Consider the following 20,822-nt stretch of genomic DNA (forward strand, 5'->3'; position numbering starts at 1 on the left):
GGAATCAGGTTAAAAAAACAGGCTTCATTTGAAGCCTGTTTTTTTGTATTTTAGTCTGTGTTTTAAGCCTGACCATCGAAGGTAATATTCGAACCAGCGCGCATTAAACGGTCTCCGCCTTCTTCAGACAGCTTGATTTGCAAGCGCAGATCGTTCGGTGAATCGGCATGTTTAAGTGCATCTTTATAGGTAATCTGCTTGGCTTTGTACAAGTCAAATAAGGCCTGGTCAAAGGTCTGCATGCCCAGTTCACGTGAACGTTTCATCAGGTCTTTAATTTCATGCACATCGCCTTTACGGATCATATCTGAAATTAAAGGCGAGTTGATCAGGATCTCAATTGCAGCACGACGTGAGTTGCCATCTACGGTTGGAATCAATTGCTGCGCCACAATTGCTCTTAAATTGAGGGATAAATCCATAAATAACTGGCTATGACGGTCCGCATCAAAGAAGTGAATAATCCGGTCAATCGCCTGGTTGGCGTTGTTGGCATGCAGGGTGGCAAAAACCAGGTGACCGGTTTCAGCAAAGGCAATGGCATAATCCATGGTTTCGCGGGAACGAATCTCACCAATCAGAATAACATCGGGTGCCTGACGCAAAGTATTTTTTAATGCAATCTCAAAGGTATCTGTATCAATACCGACTTCACGTTGGGTAATGATACAGCCTGCATGTTCATGAATAAATTCGATCGGGTCTTCAATGGTAATGATATGACCTTTGGAATTCTGGTTACGATAACCAATAATTGACGCTAAAGAGGTCGATTTACCGGTACCGGTCGCACCCACAAAAATGATGATGCCGCGTTTGGTCATCGCCAATTCTTTTAAAATAGGCGGTAACTTGAGGTCATCCATGGTTGGAATCACAGTTTCAATACGACGTAGCACCATACCCGGCTGATCACGTTGTTGAAATGCACTCACACGAAAACGTGCGGTTTTGTCGCGGTTGCTGATGGCAAAGTTACATTCACGAGTCGCAGCAAACTCTTTACGCTGCTTGTCAGTCATAATTGAATTTAAAAGCTGTCCCACAACTTCGCCAGTCAGTTTGGTTTTTGCAATGGGCAGAATCTGACCATTAATTTTCATAGATGGTTCGACATCGGCTGTAATAAATAAGTCCGATGCTTGCTGTTGAACCATTAAATTGAGTAAGTCATTAAAATCCATAATCAAAACCTCAATCCATTTTCAATTTATAAGAATGCTTCTGGTTGTTTTGCCATGGTACGGGCGGTCTGCGGACTGATAATGCCTTTTGAAACTAGGTTCTTCAAACTCTGATCAAGTGTAGTCATACCGTAGTTGGCACCGGTTTGAATTGCAGAATACATTTGTGCCACTTTATTTTCACGAATCAGGTTACGAATAGCCGGAATACCAATCATGATTTCGTGTGCAGCGACACGGCCACCGCCATTTTTCTTGAGCAGGGTTTGTGAAATTACGGCTTGTAAAGATTCAGACAACATGGCACGTACCATGTCTTTTTCTTCGGCCGGGAATACGTCAATTACACGGTCAATGGTTTTTGCTGCAGAGGTGGTATGCAGTGTGCCGAAGACCAAGTGACCGGTTTCCGCTGCAGTCAATGCCAAACGGATGGTTTCAAGGTCACGCATCTCACCAACCAGAATAATATCCGGGTCTTCACGCAGTGCAGAACGAAGTGCTTCATTAAAGCCATGGGTATCGCGGTGTACTTCACGTTGGTTCACCAGACATTTTTTAGATTCGTGTACAAATTCGATCGGGTCCTCGACTGTTAAAATATGGTCATAACGCTGATCATTAATATAGTCGATCATAGCTGCCAGTGTGGTAGATTTACCTGAACCGGTAGGACCGGTGACTAACACGATCCCGCGTGGGAAATTACAGATATCTTTAAAGATTTGTCCCATACCCAGATCTTCAATAGTCAAAACTTTTGAAGGAATGGTACGGAATACGGCACCTGCACCACGGTTCTGGTTAAATGCGTTCACACGGAAACGGGCAACGCCAGGCACTTCAAAGGAAAAGTCAGTTTCGAGCTTTTCTTCAAAATCACGACGTTGCTTATCATTCATAATGTCATACACCAGTTTGTGTACTTCTTTATGTTCTAAGGCAGGAAGGTTAATTCGGCGTACTTCGCCATCAACACGGATAAGAGGTGGCATCCCCGCAGATAAGTGTAAATCCGATGCCCCGTTTTTAGCTGCAAAAGCTAAAAGTTCAGTAATATCCATAATTTCCCCGAGTTCATTTAAATGTTATTTATTTTGATAGAATAATAAGGCTTTCCCTGAGCTTAACCAACAGTTAGTTGTAAGGGAAGGCAAAAAAAGATGAATGAAATGAGAACCTCGTCAATGAATAGCCTTCAACAGTCACGAAATCAAGTTATACAGCAAATCGAAGAGGCGTGTAAACAAACCCAGCGCGATGTAAATGGCGTGCAGTTATTGGCTGTATCGAAGACGCATCCCAGTGAATCCTTGCGCGAAATGTACCAGACCGGACAACGGGCTTTTGGTGAAAATTATTTGCAGGAAGCGTTAGAGAAAATTGAAGCTTTAAATGATTTAGACATTGAATGGCATTTTATTGGACATGTACAGCGTAATAAAACCAAGCATCTGGCGGCCAGCTTTGACTGGGTACATGGGATTGATCGTCTGGTGATTGCCGAGCGCTTGTCTAATCAACGTGAAGCTTCGCAAAAACCGCTGAATATCTGTTTACAGGTGAATATTGACGGGCAAGAAACAAAAGATGGTTGCCAGCCGGATGAAGTGATTGATCTGGTGAAACAGATTAGCCAGCTACCACATTTAAAATTGCGTGGTCTGATGGTGATTCCTGCCCCGGGCAATATTGATGCATTTAAAGATGCTAAAGCTCTGTTTGAGGTGGTGAGGGCGCAGCATGCACATCCTGAAGACTGGGATACTTTAAGTATGGGTATGTCAGGAGATATGACTGAGGCGATTGCCGCAGGATCAACCATGGTACGGGTGGGAACGGCACTGTTTGGTGCAAGGGATTATTCGAAATAAAATTTTTAATCAATAAGATGATTATTAAACACCTTGCATAAATTAAAATATGTTCAATCTGATTTTTTAAATTAGCACAGCCTCATCTAATGGATTTCATTTTGATGCCTTTGCCTAGGCATATCTCTACTTTTGAAAGGCCAAAATGAGAACGTCAAAATATATTTTGACGTTTGCAAGAAAAACCTTTTGTTCCCCATACACGACTTTCTTGTCGTGATGGGAATACACCGAACAGATTGGGAGCAAAGTGCAAAAAATGGAGCAGATCACGACCTCCAACGAGCAAATATTGCAACATCTCTCACAGACGCAAAAAGAAATCTCTCAAACAGTACTGCAATCACAGCAGAACTTACTCGTAACTTCGGAGATACTGAGACGAATCTCATCAAAATAAAAGAACGGCAAAAGGAAATGGAGAAGCCCCAACCTAAGCAAGATCGGGGTATGGATTTTGGATGGTAGTTTTATTAGAGTTCAGGTGTCCAAGAAACATGCCCATTATAATGATCTTTTATAAACTCAAAAATGAAGTTTTTTTGGTCATTATTAAAAACGTGGTTATCTTTTTCCCATTGCGATTCTAATCTAAAAATAAACCAATCCATATAAGCTTTGTTTTGATCAGTTGTTAAAAAGTGGTAAATAGCAGCAGGTAAAAAAAATTTAAAACCTTCTGAACTTAAGCAACCACAATCTTGTCCGAAATAGCTTAAATATTGATAACTTACATCTTTCCATGTTTCGATTCCTTCAATAGGTCTACTACGTGAACGAGCTGCTTCTAATCCAGCTTTTAAGTAAAATTCAGGCCAATCAAATCCATATTCAAGAAGTAAACCTTCTGCTGACATTTCTATTGCAGATAAGTAATCATCATCAATTTGATCAAAATATCCATAATGAGTATCATAAAAATCACATTCAAGTAGAGAGCGGTTTTCTCCTAATGGGAAAAGAGGGAAAATTTCTTCAATAGACTTTTGTATATCTGCACTCATTATCAATTCTCACAATTACTTAATGCATTTCTATCTTCAGCAAGTCTTAAAATGTGATTCGGATCAGGTGGTAACCAACAAGCATTTTCCTGAACACGTGCATTGATTAAGTTTCTAAAAAGAATAGCATTAGCGGCTTTAGTAGTTAGATCTGTTGAACTATTACAGCCTTTGTATCTTGTAGCAGTCTTAGCATCCCTTGTCGCCCTAGTTATTGGCATAAATTGGGATTTATCACAAATCCAACAACTACCATTTCTAACAATGCCACTTGGACATTTAGCATTGTTTTCTAATTCATCTTCAATTGGTTTACGTTTAGCATCATCATTTTCAGCTTCCGACAAAATATTATTTGCAGCTGCTAAAACTGCAAACTGTGCATCGAGGTTATCACTTTCTGCATTTTCAATGACTTTTTGAGCAACGGTTTCGAGAGAGAGGGTTTTTTCTTGATTAGGATTGTAATTTGAATTGTTATAAATTAAGACATATGAAGCCTGAACATTTAAAGGCATTGCATGAACATAGCAACTATTATCTTTAAGCTCTTGACGATATGAATTTTTTTGAGAGTCATTAGTATTGAGTGGGTATTGTTTAGAATAATAATTAAAGTATTTAGAGCAAACATTTTCCTTAGTAAACCCATATAAAACACTAGTATTATTAATAGGAATAATAAAGCCATAGGCGGTTGAGGTTAAGTCAGACTGATCTTTATACCTAATTTTAGAGTTAGCTGGATCAAGTACCCAATCGACAGCCCCTAATAGCTGTTCAACAGCTAAAGTTAGTGCAAAACCTGCTGCACCACCCCGTAAAACTTTGGCAACCTGAGAAGCGTTTGGAGTGATTAAAATGGATGATGTCACAGCTCCTTTTGAACCATCGTATAGCATGGATGCTCCAACAGCAGTTGGATTAGACAATGTCCATGCTCCAATGGTTACTGCATTGGCTAAAGTTGAATTAATGATCAACAAAAGGCTTGTCATAAAAATTATTATTTTTTTAAACATAAAAATCTTCAAACATTATGATTGTTAAAAGTAAATTTAATCCATTTTGACTGTTTTAGGTAGTGTTATGGTTCTTATTTAAGTTAATCGTGATAAAAAAGTCCTCTGAGTTTTACAACTTAGAGGACTTTTCCTTTAAATTCAGTGGGTACAGTTATTTGATGCTTAGAATCATCATTTAACGAAAGATCGGTAGAGTTGGAAACTCGTACTGATATTCACCCGAAAGGCTAGTACTACTGTTTGCTTTAAAGAAAAGAACCAGTTTTACAAGCCTAAATTTGAAGTCCTTCGTTAATTCAGCATTTTAAATCATCAAATAAGCCCCTTAAGGTCGAGTCTTATCTACTTCTGTCCATCCTTTTTAGGAAGATATGCGGTGTATGTGGAGGAAATAAGTGTCACTGGTGCATCTTAGCGATAGTCGAAAGGCTAAACTGTTACAGGGGAATCCCAAAAATCCTGATCCTTTAAGTTGGAAGCATGATGAATCTTCATATAAAAAATACTTATGAACTTTGTGATAGTGACAAATGGGAACATATCTATCGTAATCAAACAGTTTTTCCATAACCAATTACCCCACAACTTCAATGGTACTTGCTCCCGCACCCAATGGCTTGACCTGAATCTGTACCGGAATGCGTTCATGCATTTCCTGAATATGCGAGATCAGCACCACTTTACGACCCTGATTTTGCAGTTGATCGAGTGCATTCATCACCATATGTAAAGATGAAGCATCCAGCGTGCCAAAGCCTTCATCAATAAATAAAGATTCAATTTTCATGGATCCTGAAGCCATATTGGCAATTGCCAGTGATAAGGCTAGCGCCGTCAGGAAAGATTCTCCACCTGAAAGCGAAGCGACTGAACGGGTTTCACCATCCATGTCATGGTCAATAATCGCCAGACTCAGAGAGTTCTCCAAACGTTTGAGGGTATAGCGCTGTGAGAGCATCGCCAGCTGCTGGTTGGCATGCTCAATCAAGATATCCAGATTATATTGCTGTGCATAATCACGGAATTTTTTCCCGGTCGCATCACCCATTAGACCTGAAATTTTGCCCCAACGGTGTTCTTCACTCTGAATGGCTTGAATTTGATCTGCAAATTGCTTTTGTCTATCGACATTTTGTTGATGCATTTCAAGTTTGAGTTTCACTTGATCCCGCTGTTCGATCAATTGCTTGAATTGTTCAGCAACGGTTGTCAGCTGTGAAGATAGTGTTTCAGCATCAATTTCAGGTTGATGTTCCATATGCTGTAGAAGCTGTTCCTGAATGGCTTTAATACTTGCTAAAGCATCTGAATGCGCTCGTTCAACGTCGACTACACGCTGTTTAAGTTGCTGTTCTTGTTCATGTGAAATTTCGCTCAGTTGTTGCAATATCAGCGCATTGAAATCTGTATGCTGACTTAACCACTGTTGAATATTGTGTTCAACATTTTGCTTTTGTGTCTGAAATTGGGTTTGCTGAGTTTGACATTCTTTTAGCGTGCTTTGAGCAGTTTCAAAAGCTTGACGTCCTTGGTCAAACTGCTGACGAGCTTGATTAAATTGAATGTGCAATTGTTGTCTGTTTTGATCGAACTGCGCTAACCATTCATGTGGTTTTTCAACATTGCTTTGTGTCATGCCAAAAATGGCTTGAATGGCTAAATCGCTATTTAGTTTGCCTTCTTGTGTAAGGTTTTCTATGCGAGTTTCTGTCGTCTTAATTTTTTCCTGACTAAATTTTAGATTTTGAACAGCTTGATCACGCTGTTGTGATTTTTGACTCAGCTGAGTATTTAAATCGTTCAGTTGTTTTAAGGTGTTTTGACGCTGGAGTAACATGACTTGAACTTGTTCGGCCGTATTCAGCGTATTGTGTCGCCATGCTTGACCTTGGGTGTCATTCAATAAGCCCACAACATCTTGAATATTTTCTTCAGCTTGTTTTAGGACAGAAAGTTGCTGGCTGGTCTGTTGAATCATTTGAAGAAGTGCATGACACTGTTTTTGTACTTGCTCATGCGTACTCAGATTATCTTCAAGTTGTTTTTGCGTATGTTGAAATTCAAGCACCTTTGTCGCCATGGCTTGATCTAATACCAGATGATCTTGCGAGAAATCAAAGGGGATATTCAGCGTATTGAATTGTTGTTCAAGCTGAGTTTGAGCAGGCTGCAGCCGTGATGACAGTATTGCTAGTTGGCGAGTATTGGCTTCCCATGATGCTGTTTGTTGAGCATACATTTTTTGCAAATGTTGCCATGCTTCGAAAGCCGTTTTTTCATTTTCAAGTTCTTGTTGTTCTTGTTGCTCTTGCAGTTTGAACAATTCGTTTGAAAGTGCATCCTGATTTTGTATATACGGATGATGTGTACTACCACAAACTAAACATGCTTCGCCATCGACCAGGCTCGCTCTTAAATGTTCAACATTTTCAGTGTGCAGTAAACGTTGCTTTTGCAACATGTGTTGTAATTGTTCACGTGCAATTTTTTGATCCTGATAAGCTTTTTCAGCAGATTGAAGTTGTACTTTATTTTGTTCAATTTGCTGTTGCAGCTTGTTTTGTGCCGAAACTAGCTTGTCGTTTTCAGCACTCATATTTTGGAAGTTTTGCCAATGTGTGTGTGTGACATCAAGTAGATTCAGCTGTTGTAAATGGTGTTCACGCTGAGTGCGTACCGAGGCAATTTTTTGATCGAGTGCATCATCTTGCCCATATTGCTGCGTCAGTTGTTCAAGCTGTTGCTGTTGTTGCATTACATTTTGCTGTGCTTGACTGACATTGCCATGGTTTTTTTCAAATTGAGCATAACTTTGAATAAAGCGTTGTAACTGGCTCAAATGTGCCGAAAGCCCATCATCCAAAGGATTGAAATGTGCAGATTCAGCCAAAAGTGCAGTGTGTTGGGTAATGTCATGTTGCAATTGTTGAAGCTCATTTTTGACTTGCTGTTCAGCATTGACAAGAGGAGAGTGTTGCTCTTGTAAGGTCTTGAGTTCATCTTTAATTTTAAGCAACTGATCACCCAGAACACGTCGATCGGCGATGCGAGCACGAACAACCTCAATATTTTGCTGGTGCTGAATTTCAAATTGATGTTGCTGTTTTTGTGCGTTATCTATTTTTTCAAAGGTCAATTTTTCAGTATTGAATTGTTGTTCAATCCCTGTGAATTGGTTCTGAACGTGTTCTAATTTGGGTTGCAGTATTGCAAGGTCAGCATTTAAATTTTTCTGCAGAATCACGCTAGGCCGAATAGAGGAAAAGCGTTCAAGTTGTTGCAGTTGTGCTTTTTGCGGAGCAAGTGCATCTAGATATTGTTGCTGGGCCTCCAAATATTGCTGACGTGTTTGTACATCAGCTTGAAGTTTATGTTTTTGTTCAAACCATTGTTGCTGCTTTTGTAGATTTTGCTTTTCAATATCCAGTTTTTGATGATCTTGGTTCAGTTGTTGAAGTTTTGAGGAGTAGGCCGTGAAATCCTCTTCAGACAGCAACTCAATATGCCCAAGAATGTTCTCTAATTCTTTACGTTGATTGGCAATCTGTTTGGTTTTTTCATAAGCCAGTTGGCCAATTTTGCCAAAGATGTTGGAATTGGTCAGATATTCCAGCAGTTCACCGCGTTCATTATCCCGAGCTTTTAAAAATGCCGTCACTTCCGACTGTGCCAATAACACAGCGCGGGTAAATTGCTCAAAACTGAGCTGGCTAATTTGATGAATACTGGCATCGACGGCTTTGGCTTTATCGGCAATCACTACGCCATCAGTCAGACATTTTAAATAGCGCTGCACACTTTGCAATTTACCTGATGCATTTTCGCGGGCACGTTTAATTTCCCAGCGTGCTAAATAACTTTTTTGATCCTGTGCCACAAAGCAAAGCTCGGCAAAACCATGCGCCGTGCCGCGACGTAAAACGGTTAAAGGTGAGTTGGTGAGTAATTCCGAACCATCCACATCCAGCAGTTTACCATCGCTGTCTTTAAGCCGTGGAATCTTGTTGAACAGCGCCAGACACATGGCATCTAAAATGGTCGATTTACCGGCACCGGTTTTGCCGACAATGGCAATCAAACCCGCACTGGCCAAAGGTTCACTTTCAAAATCAATAAAATGTTCACCGGCAAGCGAGGCCAAATTTTTGATACGAATGGATAAAATTTTCATGCATGAACCTTAATGAATCTGATGATCTTCAAGTGATTTTTGTGCTTCGTGAATCAGACTGATAAAATCTTTTAAAACATTTTCATCATCGCTATAGCCCTGTTTTTCCCAGATTTGCTGAAACAGTTTTTCCGGTGTTGGAGGTTCCAGGCAAATTTTTGCAATGGTTGAACTGTCATTTTCCGCAGATAAATATTGCCGTGAAATTCGTACCAGTCGATAGCGATTATTAGGTAAGGCTTCTTCAAATTGCTGTCTTAAATTGGGCAAGGGCGGTGTCAGGGTGTGATATTCGATATCGACATATTCACGCTGATCAATATGTTCAATTTCACCTTCAGGCAAGGTTTTGAGTTTTTGCATCACTTCATTCAATTCGCCACGAATTTTATGCAGCTGAATACTGCGTGGGATGGCAAGTGTTTCAAACTGAAAGCGTGATTCATCTTGTTTTAGCGCATCAATCTGCACTTCTACAATCTGATGTTTATAGTTAATCTCACTAAAAGACAAGGGGATAGGTGAGCCGCTGTAACGGATATTGGGCTGTCCAACTTTTTGCGGTTTATGCAAATGCCCCAGCGCCACATAATCGATGCAGTCATCAAATAAGGCAGTGGATAAGGCTTCTTCATTGCCAATAATAATCGGCCGTTCCGAATCCGAGGTTTCACCGCCTTGCATATGTGCATGCGACATCAAAATCAGTGCTTGATCATCCGTTTTACGCTTTTTAGCTTCAGCAATCAGTTGCAGGTGCAAATAGGCAATCGCATTCTGGCTATTGCTGGTGTGTTCATTAAACCCGGTAATTTCCGCAGGGCGTAAAAATGGCAGCGCCAAACACCAGGCCACAATCTGTTGTTGCTGATTATAGATCGGAATAAGTAAACGGTCTAAATCGATCTGGCCTTCGGCATTTTTATGAATCACGCCAACCGTTTTGGCATTGTATTTTTCCAGTAAAGGTTCGACCTGTTCAATGCGATATCCTGAATCATGATTGCCGGCAATCATCAGCGTTTGCATATGCGGGGCAAGGGCATGGGCATCGGCTAAAAATTGATAAAGCTGCTTTTGTGCACTGGATGCCGGATTGATGACATCAAAAATGTCCCCGGCAATCAGCAGGGCATGGGGCTGTTTTTGCTTGATTTGTTCAAGTAACCAACTTAAAAACTGTTCATGTTCATACTGGCGGGAGTGGTTGTAAAAAAATTGCCCCAAGTGCCAATCTGATGTATGAAAAAAGTGAACAGCCATCTAACGCCCCAAATCACAATGCATGATGAGGCTATAAATTACCATAAATGCAGTGGCTTATTCTGCAATTCATCTCGGGTGCGACAGCTTAAGTCATGTTAATTAATTAGAATTGTTCAGTTTTTTATTTCGCATTTTCATCGGCTTCAACCAGTCCAAAGGTGTTCTGGTCCAGATCGAGAAAATATCCCTGCCAGCAACGCCCTGGAATGGCAAATTTAGGCATGGCTATTTGTCCTCCGGCAGCCAGAATCCTGTTTGAGGTTTCATCAAAATTATCCACCAAAACAGAACAGGTATAGGCATTGGTACCACAATGTGTGGGCGGAACTTCGGCAGGGCGTTTCAGTAATCCACCGGATAAGTTTTCAGTGGCAATTTGATAATATTCAATAGGTAAACCTTCAACTTTACTAAATTTCCAGCCAAAAACAGACTGGTAAAAATCGATGTCCCGCGTTGGATTGGAGGACTGAATTTCAAAGTAGACAATCGTATTCATGCGTTGATCCTGATTATTCTTGTGAATTTTATAAAATTTGTGCGGTGCTTTTGCTGCATGATTGAGGCGAATAACTGGATAACCTTTTGCTATTCAAATGCAGGGAAAATCATTTTAGCACTGCTGAGTTTAGTCTTTAAAATGTACTGGTATCCATTGATAGTGTTTGCCATCGGCTGAATAGATATGCCCAATACCGGGGAAAGGTAAGTGGGGAGCTGCCACAGCCTGTCCATTTTTAGCCAATCGGGCAAACTGAGCTAAACGTGTTTGTACTGCTTTTTTAGCGTCGGTATCAAAATCAATCGCCGTTTGAGGTTGATCAAACTGAATGCTGTGTGAATGGACAATATCTCCAATAAACACGATTTTTTCATGACCCGAGCTGAAGGCAAAGCTGGCATGTCCCGGTGTATGGCCGGATGTATTCATGACTTCAAAGCCTTTGAGTGTGTCGCCGTATTTAAAGGTTTTAAAGCGTTTATGGCTTTGATAGGGCTGTAGGGCTTGTTGAATTTTCTCGGCAATCTGTTTGAATCTGGGTTGTTGGTCTTTGGGCAGTTTAGAAAGTTGTTGCGGATTGAGCCAGTAATTTGCCTCAGCTTCTGAAGTATAGACTGTCGCATTCGGGAAATTGGCTGTGCCTTTAGTGCTGATGCCACAGACATGATCCGGATGTAAGTGCGTCAGTAAAATAGTATCGACCTGTTCGGGCTGATAACCGGCTGTTTTCATATTCTTGATCACAGAGCCGAAATTTGGTCCGTTACAGCTGGATGAACCGCTATCGACCAATACCAGACCTGAACCGGTATTGACTAAAAAGGCATTTACTGAGGTTTGGACACCTTTGGCTTGGTCTGCATAATATTTTTTTAAGATTCGTGTTACTTCTGCTGCCGGAATGCCTTTAAATATTGCCGGTGAGAGGTAATTGGTACCATCGAGTAGGGCTGTGATTTGTGTATGGCCTAATGGGTATTGGTAAAAACCAGCGACCTGTTTATGTTGTGCAATAGAAGTTGGTTCAGCAGCATCGCTATTCATGTTCATGAGTAGTGTGCTGCTAGAGAGTAAGATAGCAACGAGTTTTTTATTGAAAATGTTCATAGCTACTCTTGTGCTTTTAAAGAGATGCTTATGTATTAGCATGGATATTGGCAAATTTGAATAAGTTTCAAGATTCATGTGTTACGACTCTTATTACAGTCGAGGATGTCATCTGTATTAGAAATTTAACACACATCTGTATATTGACTTTCTGCTTTTTATTTTAATAAAAACTTTTATTTAATAAATACTTAGATTGATTTCACTTTTGTTTTAATACGCGCTAACATGGTGCAAATTTGTATTTTAGGGTGGTCGTATGAGTTTCTGGAAAAAGAAAAACAAAGCCAGTTTCGTATTTTTTATTATTACGCTTTATTCCTTTCTTGGCTTTGGAATTGGTTTTGTGATTTGGGAATTTGTACTGCAATAAAAGTATGAATTAGGCTGTCTATAGAAAGTTTTTAGATACCTTAAAATGGATAGATCAAGTCGGGCAGTGATTTGGGTATTACCGATTTGGTGGTGGTAGTAGCCAGCAACTTGTTTAGGTGCTTGGCTCAGCAACATGAGTTGTGGTGATGGTTGCTGTGCTTAGTGTAAAGTTTGCATGGGATTCTTATAAGTTCTAAATGGATAAACTATTTTTTAGCATGAAAACATTAGATTATCCATTTAGCGTTATATACAAATAAGAGTAATTCATTCTATAAATTAACCTTGGTCATATCTCCAATGAAAAACCATTTTAGCTAGGGTTTTCATGTCCATCTTATTCTTCATTTTTTCAAATGCTTTAAAAGCATCTTTTTTAGCCTGATAAAGCTGTTTAATTTCTTCATCACTTTCTAAGTTAAATAAAGGTTTTAAACCGCCAAAATGATTCATAAATGTTCCCCATTTATAGGCTTGTTTAAAGCTTTTATAACCTTTGGGATTAGCTAGACTAATTAAAAGATAATCTTCTAAAAAGCATTCTTGATGTTTGCCTGCTGAATAACGAATTGTTTTAAAGGCACTATCCATAAAATTTAATGCTTCTGCAATGTCATTTTGCTTAAACAAAAGAACGCCTCGAATCCATTGTTCTAGCCAAGGATAAACGATGTAATTGTGGCAAGATTGATACTCTTTAAACCAATTCTCAAAAGACATTTGTTTATTTAGGACATCAAAATAACCATGATGATAGTTTTCTATATTTGCTAAAAACTGTTCAGGATTAGCTTGAGATTGCAAATATCGAAAGCCATCTTTTAATGTAATTAAGTTAAAGTTAGCAGGGAAATGATCATCAAAATCAGGTAAATCATTGGTATGCCCGACACGTTGTACATGCAAAGCTAATTCTGCACCAGCTTGTAAGCAGTTTTTTTGGAATGATTGAAATACTAAAAAATTAGTCATTTCTTCAATATTAACGTTATTTTCGATATTGTATGGGTCTGAAGCCATTATATTTCTTTGTTCATTCATTATAGCTTTCATTTCATCATTATAAAAAATATGAAAATCTTTATAGATTGCATCTAAATAAGATCTAAGTTTTTCAGACATTGTTTGTAAAAAACTTGTTCCATAATTTTCTTTAATTTGCTGAGAACAATAAGTACAAAAGCGTGCAATGAGTAAAAAGAATAAATAACCTTCTTGTCTTTCTTTTGGAATAGCATGTGATTTAAAGGCTCGATCAAATGTAGCTTTAAGCATTGCAAAAGCAGGCACAGTTTTATCTTTTAACCAATTATCAACATTCCATAAGTCTTTTTCTTGTTGATCACTCTCAGAGGTAGTTAAAAGACCTTGTTCTAATGAGTGAAAGTTGTTTTGATCTAAGTTTTCAGACGTATAAATCCATTGCATAATGTTGCTTAAAGGTGTTTGATTGTTCGTCTCTAAAAACCAATAAAAATCTTGTGGTGCATGAACATCTTTAAAAAAATCTGCGTAGGACTTTTTATATTTCAGAATTGAAATTGGAAGTCTTGGAAGAATAGTGGTTTGAATAATAAACTCAAAAGAATCTTTTTTATTTAAATAAGTATGATTTTCAAGGACAGCCCCTAGATAGCATTGAAATAAATCTTTTAGTGTATCTAAAATTGAGTGCTGCAAATGCCATGTTGGGAAGAGATCAGCGATTGCAGAATGTAGGGCTTGCATGTGCAAATCAAAGTTTTCTAAAAAATTAGAACCTTCTTCTTTAGCAAAGCGTTGTAAACTTTTTTGCAAGCTTTTATTCTCAATTTTGAGATCTAAAATTTGTTCAGATTTGCTTGGAATTATTCCTAAAGCATCATAAATGAATTTGATTAAATCACCTTGTGATGGAAATTGAGCTAAAGCGTGCATGATGTCCCTATAATGACTATATAAAAAACTAGAAGCATTCTGTCGAATGCTTCTTTGGAAGAATAAATTACTTTTTACGGTTAGGATTTAATTGAGTACCGCGATGACCTTGTGCTTTATCATAAGCGATGTTTGTACCATTGGTTCCTTTGTTGGCATTGACTTGATTAGATACATTGTTTGCCACTGATTTAGATTGGTTTGAGTTGCTCATTTTGAATCTCCATGATGGTTTGTTTGAGTAAACGCATCATAAAGAATTCAAATTTTAATCTCGAAGAATTTTGGCGACAAAAAAATTTAAATATAAAAAAGCCCCTACAACGTAGAGGCTTTCTATCATCTTAATCTAACAATTAAGACACTTTATCACCCGGTTTAGCACCAGACTCAGGTGAAATCACCCAAACACCATCGCCATTGCCTGCAGCTAAAACCATACCGTTTGAAATACCAAAACGCATTTTACGTGGTGCAAGGTTAGCCACCATCACCACCAATTTGCCTTTTAAGTCTTCCGGTTGGTAGAACTCACGAATACCGCTAAATACATTACGTGGTTCAGTTTCACCAACGTTTAAAGTCAATTGAAGTAACTTGTCAGAACCTTCAACGTGTGCAGCTTCTAAAACTTCTGCAACACGAAGGTCAACTTTCATAAAATCTTCAATGCCAATGATCTCTGCTTCACCGACTTTAGGTTCAGCTTTCTTATCGCTCTTCTTCTCTTTTTTCTTTTCTGCTTTTGGTGCTTCAGCAGGCGCAGCTAAAGAATCTTTAGAAGCATCGACCATGGCAGCAACCGCTTTCGGGTCAACACGCTGCATTAAAGGTTGGAACAATGCAATTTCATGACCCACAAGAATCGTTTCACGAGAAGCAAAGTCGAAAGAAGCTAATTGTAAGAAGTCTTGAACTTGTTGAGCCAATGTTGGAAGGACTGGAGCCAAGTAAACTGCCAATTGACGGAACAGGTTAATCCCGACAGAACATACGTCGTGAACTTGTTGCTCTTCGCCTTCAATTTTAGCTAAAGCCCAAGGCTTTTTCTCATCAATGTATTGGTTAGCTTTATCAGCCAATGCCATGATTTCACGAATCGCAGCAGAGAATTCACGCGCTTCGTATTGAGCAGCAATTGATGTACCGGCATCAATAAAGCTTTGAACCAGTTCAGGCTCTGCACAAGTCGCAGACAATTTATTATCAAATTTGGTATTGATGAATTTGGCACAACGGCTAGCAATGTTCACCACTTTACCGACTAAGTCTGAATTCACTTTTTGCACAAAGTCATCCAGATTCAAATCAGAATCTTCAACTTTGTCAGAAAGTTTAGACGCGAAGTAGTAACGCAGGTATTCAGGGTTTAAGTGCTCTAAATACGTTTCTGCTTTAATGAAAGTCCCACGAGATTTCGACATCTTCTGACCATTCACAGTCAAGAAACCGTTGACGAATAAACCTGTTGGGGTACGGTAGTTTGCACCTTCAAGCATCGCAGGCCAGAACAGCGCATGGAAATACACGATGTCTTTCCCAATGAAGTGATACACCTCATTTTTTGAATCTTTTTTCCAGTAATCTTCAAAGCAGAGTTCTGGACGTTTGGTTTTAATGTAGTTTTCAAAACTCGACATATAACCAATCGGTGCATCTACCCAAACGTAGAAATATTTGTTTGGCGCATCTGGAATTTCAAAACCGAAATAAGGCGCATCACGCGAGATGTCCCAATCGGCTAAACCGGCTTCAAACCATTCATCTAACTTGTTGGCAATCGACACAGGCAAACGACCTTCATCACGGGTCCATTTTTGCAGGTATTGACCAAAGTTCGGCAGTTTGAAGAAGTAATGATCTGAAGATTTCTCTACAGGTGCAGCACCGCTTAAAGTTGATTTTGGATTCAGCAGTTCTGTTGCGTTATAAGTTGTACCGCAAACTTCACATGAGTCGCCGTATTGATCTTCCGCCTTACATTTTGGGCAAGTACCTTTAATGAAACGGTCAGACAGGAACATGCCTTTTTCAGGATCAAACAATTGCGTTACAGGGCGAACGGCAATATTGCCAGCTTCACGGTTCTTGATATAAATCTCTTGAGAACGCGCTTTGTTGGCATCGCTGTTGGTTGAATCATAGTGATCGAAATGTACACCAAAACCGTCAAAATCACGCATATGTTCTTTTTGAACATTGGCAATTTGCGCTTCTGGTGAAATGCCATTGGCTTCGGCACGCAGCATGATCGCTGTACCGTGAGCATCATCCGCACATACATAAGTCACATCATGACCCATTGCACGCATGGCACGAACCCAAATATCTGCTTGGATATAACCGAGTAAGTGACCCATATGGATGGGACCATTGGCGTATGGAAGGGCGTTAGTGACTAAGATATTACGCACGGATATAACTCTCTCATTCGTATTTTATGCAAGGTGATAGATTTTACATGACTTGCATGGCAGATGCACAAGGGATTCAGTGAAAAGTTTTCAAAACGCTGCAAAGAGCATCTTGAATATTCACAGTAACTGTCCATACACTCAAAATAGCTGAAGAAAAAAATGCCTACATTCAAATAACAAAAATGCAGGAGGCAGCATGTCAGCAGTAGCGAAAACATCATTCAAACAGTTTTGGACATTATTGCGAAATACGGTTCTGATTGTGCTGATTACAGCCATGTTTCTATGCCTGCCTGTAGCGATGTTAATAGTCGGGGTGCTTACTCAGGCACAGTTTGAGCAACAGTCTGAATTTCGTCGCAAGCTGGATTATGCCTATCAGTGGGATCATCGGCAGTTTCCAGTACTTTCAAAACCGGTACTAATTTTTTCCCGAAATCATTCTGTCTGGGGAGGCAGTGTAGTTCTAGTTTATGCGCTAGACAGCAAAATGAAACAGTATTTTGATCATAAGATTCAAAACTTGAGTTTGGAAAATACCATCGATGTCGAGTGTGTCAAGCCAACCATCAAAACGCGTTGGCGTGGTTGGCGTCTGAGCCTACATTATGTGCAACCCAATCCGGAATTTTTGAGCCATCATGATTATGCCAATCATGATTCATTTTTGGTGCACGGTTCTACGAAGTATTTGCCCCGAGTAGAAAGAGCATGTTTTGAGGTGTTTAAACGCTTTCCAGGCATACCAGCGCCTAGTAAATACAAAAAATTTGAACATGGCTATTGGGCTGTGAATGAACAGGAAGGGCTGCTGTTTAGTGTTTATTTTACCGATGATCGCTAGTGCTACATTTATATGAGCTCTACTTAAAATACAATTTGATCTTTAAATGCTTCAAGATTTTTGAAAAATCAGTTTGGACGAATATATCTTGATTAGCTTTGTTGTTTTTTAATCATAAATTTCAGTAAGATGATGGAAAATAAAAATCAATAGGAAAAAAAGTGTCAAAAACACACTTGGATAAGATTGCTGATATTTCCAATCAAATTTTAAATGGGATTTTAAAGCTGCTTGGTTACACTTTGGTACTCGTATTGGTTGTCCTCCTTATCCTATATATTTCACTCATGATTTGGATTGGTCAGATACGTGATGAACAAAATGCCAAAAGATTGATGATGAGTCAAACGTATGATCATCAGGTTTTCCCATCTTTAACTGAACATATATTCTTTTACAAACGTATGCATGTTGGAGACTCTGGTAGTTGGGTCATGGTCTATCCTTTGGATGAATCTACAAAAAAGGAGTTTTTAGAAAGAGTTAGATTGTCAGGGAAACAAGTAAACAAAGGAGGAATAGAATGTATTAAGCCGACCATTAAAAAGCGTTGGAAAAGCCTTCACTCAAATATCCATTATGTACAGCCAGATGAATGGTCAAAAGATCATAATGATCATGAAGTGCATGATTCTTTTATTGTTTATGGTTCTGAAAAACCTATCAAGAGGGTAGAACAAGCTTGTATGGAGCGGAGCTTTATCAGCTTAAATGATGTAAAGCAAAGGTTACATCCTTATTGGGCAATTTCAGAAAAGGAAAAGCTACTGTTTAGCGTGTACGAAATTGATTGAACTTAATACAGATATTGATTGAATGAACTGTATGATCCTTGTGATCGTGCAGCCATGTTAAGAGTTGGGTGACAAAACTATATATGAAGATGATTTTGAAAATGACCATTCATGGGACAGTATTCCCTAAACAAGCAGCGCAACTGCAGCTCGGTCATTATATTTGAAAGAGGGTAGATCAGATTTTTTTCAAACTTGAGCATTTGGGGAAGTCGCGCTCAAGTTTGAAGTTTTTTAAATTATTTATCTTTATCACTAGAAAAATCTAATGAAATTTATAGTTGACGCCAGACTTTGTTTTCATCGTTTAAAGAAACAGTGAAATTGAATTTTGAATCATCTGATACCAGTAGGCCGGTAGGTGTATGCATTACGACTTTTAAAATCGTGCCTTGTTCAAAAACCAGAGGGTTGCAATTTTCTTTTTCTAGAATAATTGGTTTTAATAATTCGATGACAACGTTTTCCATTTGGTATTCCCCGAATGTTTTAAATATATTTAAATCATAACATGTTTTGATAGCTATTTAACCAATTTTAGCAGTTTTGCGAATTAAATCAAAAACAAACGGACGAAATTGTGAGTGCAGTTGGTGTGTCGAAGACAAAAAAGAGTAATGCTTAAAATTTATAGTTTAAATTTCTCTAAATTCATTTCCTTAAGAGTGATGAAGGGGGAATTCAATTTTTAATACTGTTTTAATTTAGTCAAGTTAGCCTGAACTTAGATCATGCTTTGACACATTGGAGCAATGCTATCTAGCAGTGAAATGGAAATCAAAAAAATCTATCGATTCTATGATGTTTCAGAGGTGTGAATGTAACTGTTCACACGATATTAGTCCTAATTATATGTGCTGTTTCACGCGACTGGGGTAATAAAAGCATCTTCAATAGAGGATATTTAAATTACATTATGTTTATTGAAATGATGCCGAAGTAAAGCAATTTCACTTGAAAAAACATTTCACAAACAGTGAAGAAGTTGCTACAAAGGTGCAAAGACTAGAATAATGGCCGACTCATCCATTTAACTCATTTTTGCTGGGTTTTGTGCTGATCGCTTAGCTTGTACACTAAAAAATAAAGGAATATCCAAAGGTAATGTTTAAATCTTTTTTTCCGAATCCGAAGTGGTTCTTTTTGTCGTTGGTACTTTGGTTTGTTATCAATATTGCCTTGTGGTATTCCGGTGGTAGTGGCTGGGGAACAATTTTAGGTTTTGCACCGGGTTATACTACAGCCGAATTACCCATTGGGGTAAGCCGCTTCTGGACGCCTTCCTTTTTATGGTTTTATCTGTGGTTTTTTGTTTCTACCGTTATTTTTTCCCTGTTCTGGAAATTTAAATCGAACAATCCCTGGCAAGGTTGGTCGGTTTGGGGCTCAGCTTTTATTCTGTTCAATATCTGGTTTTCAGTACAAGTGAATGTAGTGGTCAATGCCTGGTATAGTCCATTTTATGACCTGATTCAGAAAATGCTCAATAATGGTGGGGGAGATGTTAATTTACTCTACAGCCAAACCATGACTTTCCTTTATGTAGCTATGGTCTACGTCACTATTGCAGTGTTTAACCTGTTTTTTGTCAGTCATTATATTTTCCGTTGGCGTACAGCGATGAATGACTATTACACCGCGCATTGGGAACAGTTACGTCATATTGAAGGGGCTTCGCAGCGTATTCAGGAAGATACCATGCGTTTTGCCAAAACCACAGAAGGTTTGGGGGTCAGTTTTATTCAGGCCCTGATGACCTTAATGGCATTTCTACCGGTGCTTTTGCAGTTGTCTTCACATGTAAAGGCTTTACCTATCATTGGAGAAATTCCCTATGCACTGGTCTGGGCTGCCATTAGCTGGGCAGTGTTGGGTACAGTGGTATTGATGCTGGTTGGTTATAAACTACCGGGACTGGAATTTAACAACCAAAAGGTTGAAGCGGCATATCGTAAGGAATTGGTCTATGGTGAGGATTATGCTGACCGTGCAGATCCGCTGACTTTAAAAGAATTGTTCGGTCGGGTACGTTTTAATTATTTCCGTCTGTATTTCCACTATGCCTATTTCAATATGGTGCGTATTTGGTATCTGCAACTGGACAATCTGTACGGTTTATTTGTGTTGTTCCCAAGTATTGCTGCAGGAGCCATTACGCTGGGGCTGATGACTCAGATTGCCAATGTATTTGGTAATGTGCGTGAGTCTTTCCAGTATTTAATTGGATCTTGGCCGACGATTATTGAATTGCTTTCGATCTATAAGCGTTTAAGAGCATTTGAATCCACTTTGGACGACTAAGCTCTACTGAATTTAAAGCCCGCTTGATGCGGGCTTTTTAA

General features: G+C 39.0%; 17 protein-coding genes. 5 read left to right on the top strand and 12 right to left on the bottom strand.

The window, feature by feature from the left end; all coding sequences use genetic code 11:
* Positions 1-62 precede the first annotated feature (62 nt).
* On the bottom strand, positions 63-1,184 hold the full coding sequence (locus tag FB6_RS03560; protein ID WP_174558680.1) for a PilT/PilU family type 4a pilus ATPase: 1,122 nt from the start codon (positions 1,182-1,184) through the stop codon (positions 63-65).
* A 26-nt stretch (positions 1,185-1,210) separates the two neighbouring features.
* On the bottom strand, positions 1,211-2,248 hold the full coding sequence (locus FB6_RS03565) for a type IV pilus twitching motility protein PilT (RefSeq protein WP_174558681.1): 1,038 nt from the start codon (positions 2,246-2,248) through the stop codon (positions 1,211-1,213).
* Positions 2,249-2,371: 123 nt separating this feature from the next.
* Here FB6_RS03565 and FB6_RS03570 point away from each other — a divergent pair, with 123 nt between their 5' ends.
* A complete protein-coding gene (locus FB6_RS03570; RefSeq protein WP_174558682.1) occupies positions 2,372-3,058 on the top strand; it encodes a YggS family pyridoxal phosphate-dependent enzyme in 687 nt (228 codons plus the stop codon).
* Between the two features lie 473 nt (positions 3,059-3,531).
* Here the strand turns inward: FB6_RS03570 and FB6_RS03575 are convergent, their stop codons facing one another.
* The 6 genes from FB6_RS03575 to FB6_RS03600 form a co-directional block, all read right to left on the bottom strand.
* The gene (locus FB6_RS03575; RefSeq protein ID WP_174558683.1) at positions 3,532-4,062 is read right to left on the bottom strand and encodes a hypothetical protein; all 531 of its coding nucleotides are present in this window, start codon (positions 4,060-4,062) and stop codon (positions 3,532-3,534) included.
* Between the two features lie 2 nt (positions 4,063-4,064).
* Positions 4,065-5,084: a hypothetical protein gene (locus FB6_RS03580; RefSeq protein WP_174558684.1), complete on the bottom strand. Its 1,020-nt coding sequence runs from the start codon at positions 5,082-5,084 to the stop codon at positions 4,065-4,067.
* Positions 5,085-5,661: 577 nt separating this feature from the next.
* A complete protein-coding gene (locus tag FB6_RS03585) occupies positions 5,662-9,258 on the bottom strand; it encodes an AAA family ATPase (RefSeq protein WP_174558685.1) in 3,597 nt (1,198 codons plus the stop codon).
* Between the two features lie 9 nt (positions 9,259-9,267).
* Positions 9,268-10,521, bottom strand: a complete 1,254-nt coding sequence (locus FB6_RS03590) for an exonuclease SbcCD subunit D C-terminal domain-containing protein (RefSeq protein WP_174558686.1) — start codon at positions 10,519-10,521, stop codon at positions 9,268-9,270.
* Between the two features lie 124 nt (positions 10,522-10,645).
* Positions 10,646-11,023, bottom strand: a complete 378-nt coding sequence (locus FB6_RS03595) for a VOC family protein (RefSeq protein ID WP_174558687.1) — start codon at positions 11,021-11,023, stop codon at positions 10,646-10,648.
* Between the two features lie 129 nt (positions 11,024-11,152).
* Positions 11,153-12,133 (bottom strand): MBL fold metallo-hydrolase, encoded by a 981-nt coding sequence (locus FB6_RS03600; RefSeq protein ID WP_217427321.1) that lies wholly within the window; start codon positions 12,131-12,133, stop codon positions 11,153-11,155.
* Positions 12,134-12,392: 259 nt separating this feature from the next.
* Here FB6_RS03600 and FB6_RS03605 point away from each other — a divergent pair, with 259 nt between their 5' ends.
* On the top strand, positions 12,393-12,506 hold the full coding sequence (locus FB6_RS03605) for a hypothetical protein (protein ID WP_174558688.1): 114 nt from the start codon (positions 12,393-12,395) through the stop codon (positions 12,504-12,506).
* 281 nt (positions 12,507-12,787) lie between these two features.
* Here the strand turns inward: FB6_RS03605 and FB6_RS03610 are convergent, their stop codons facing one another.
* The 3 genes from FB6_RS03610 to metG form a co-directional block, all read right to left on the bottom strand.
* Positions 12,788-14,425, bottom strand: a complete 1,638-nt coding sequence (locus FB6_RS03610) for a hypothetical protein (protein WP_174558689.1) — start codon at positions 14,423-14,425, stop codon at positions 12,788-12,790.
* Positions 14,426-14,492: 67 nt separating this feature from the next.
* Complete coding sequence (locus FB6_RS03615) at positions 14,493-14,639, bottom strand: hypothetical protein (RefSeq protein ID WP_174558690.1); 147 nt, start codon at positions 14,637-14,639, stop codon at positions 14,493-14,495.
* Positions 14,640-14,781: 142 nt separating this feature from the next.
* Complete coding sequence (gene metG, locus FB6_RS03620) at positions 14,782-16,839, bottom strand: methionine--tRNA ligase (protein WP_174558691.1); 2,058 nt, start codon at positions 16,837-16,839, stop codon at positions 14,782-14,784.
* A gap of 199 nt (positions 16,840-17,038) precedes the next feature.
* Between metG and FB6_RS03625 the strand changes: the two genes are divergently transcribed.
* Positions 17,039-17,686: a hypothetical protein gene (locus FB6_RS03625; protein ID WP_174558692.1), complete on the top strand. Its 648-nt coding sequence runs from the start codon at positions 17,039-17,041 to the stop codon at positions 17,684-17,686.
* A gap of 161 nt (positions 17,687-17,847) precedes the next feature.
* Positions 17,848-18,480, top strand: coding sequence for a hypothetical protein (locus FB6_RS03630; protein ID WP_254592187.1), 633 nt, complete (start codon positions 17,848-17,850; stop codon positions 18,478-18,480).
* A 275-nt stretch (positions 18,481-18,755) separates the two neighbouring features.
* On the opposite strand, the gene FB6_RS03635 is transcribed toward FB6_RS03630, so the two are convergent.
* Positions 18,756-18,950, bottom strand: a complete 195-nt coding sequence (locus FB6_RS03635; protein ID WP_174558693.1) for a hypothetical protein — start codon at positions 18,948-18,950, stop codon at positions 18,756-18,758.
* A 634-nt stretch (positions 18,951-19,584) separates the two neighbouring features.
* Here FB6_RS03635 and sbmA point away from each other — a divergent pair.
* Complete coding sequence (gene sbmA, locus FB6_RS03640) at positions 19,585-20,781, top strand: peptide antibiotic transporter SbmA (RefSeq protein ID WP_174558694.1); 1,197 nt, start codon at positions 19,585-19,587, stop codon at positions 20,779-20,781.
* Positions 20,782-20,822: the final 41 nt, after the last annotated feature.

The organism is Acinetobacter bouvetii, from assembly GCF_902753875.1.
Classification (GTDB): Bacteria; Pseudomonadota; Gammaproteobacteria; order Pseudomonadales; family Moraxellaceae; genus Acinetobacter; species Acinetobacter bouvetii_A.

Coding starts and splice junctions, on each gene's coding strand:
- FB6_RS03625 (WP_174558692.1), top strand. CDS start 17,039: ATGTCAGCAGTAGCGAAAACATCATTCAAACAGTTTTGGACATTATTG.
- FB6_RS03560 (WP_174558680.1), bottom strand. CDS start 1,184: ATGGATTTTAATGACTTACTCAATTTAATGGTTCAACAGCAAGCATCG.
- FB6_RS03575 (WP_174558683.1), bottom strand. CDS start 4,062: ATGAGTGCAGATATACAAAAGTCTATTGAAGAAATTTTCCCTCTTTTC.
- sbmA (WP_174558694.1), top strand. CDS start 19,585: ATGTTTAAATCTTTTTTTCCGAATCCGAAGTGGTTCTTTTTGTCGTTG.
- FB6_RS03585 (WP_174558685.1), bottom strand. CDS start 9,258: ATGAAAATTTTATCCATTCGTATCAAAAATTTGGCCTCGCTTGCCGGT.
- FB6_RS03600 (WP_217427321.1), bottom strand. CDS start 12,133: ATGAACATTTTCAATAAAAAACTCGTTGCTATCTTACTCTCTAGCAGC.
- FB6_RS03565 (WP_174558681.1), bottom strand. CDS start 2,248: ATGGATATTACTGAACTTTTAGCTTTTGCAGCTAAAAACGGGGCATCG.
- FB6_RS03610 (WP_174558689.1), bottom strand. CDS start 14,425: ATGCACGCTTTAGCTCAATTTCCATCACAAGGTGATTTAATCAAATTC.
- FB6_RS03580 (WP_174558684.1), bottom strand. CDS start 5,084: ATGTTTAAAAAAATAATAATTTTTATGACAAGCCTTTTGTTGATCATT.
- FB6_RS03570 (WP_174558682.1), top strand. CDS start 2,372: ATGAATAGCCTTCAACAGTCACGAAATCAAGTTATACAGCAAATCGAA.
- FB6_RS03595 (WP_174558687.1), bottom strand. CDS start 11,023: ATGAATACGATTGTCTACTTTGAAATTCAGTCCTCCAATCCAACGCGG.
- FB6_RS03615 (WP_174558690.1), bottom strand. CDS start 14,639: ATGAGCAACTCAAACCAATCTAAATCAGTGGCAAACAATGTATCTAAT.
- FB6_RS03635 (WP_174558693.1), bottom strand. CDS start 18,950: ATGGAAAACGTTGTCATCGAATTATTAAAACCAATTATTCTAGAAAAA.
- FB6_RS03605 (WP_174558688.1), top strand. CDS start 12,393: ATGAGTTTCTGGAAAAAGAAAAACAAAGCCAGTTTCGTATTTTTTATT.
- FB6_RS03590 (WP_174558686.1), bottom strand. CDS start 10,521: ATGGCTGTTCACTTTTTTCATACATCAGATTGGCACTTGGGGCAATTT.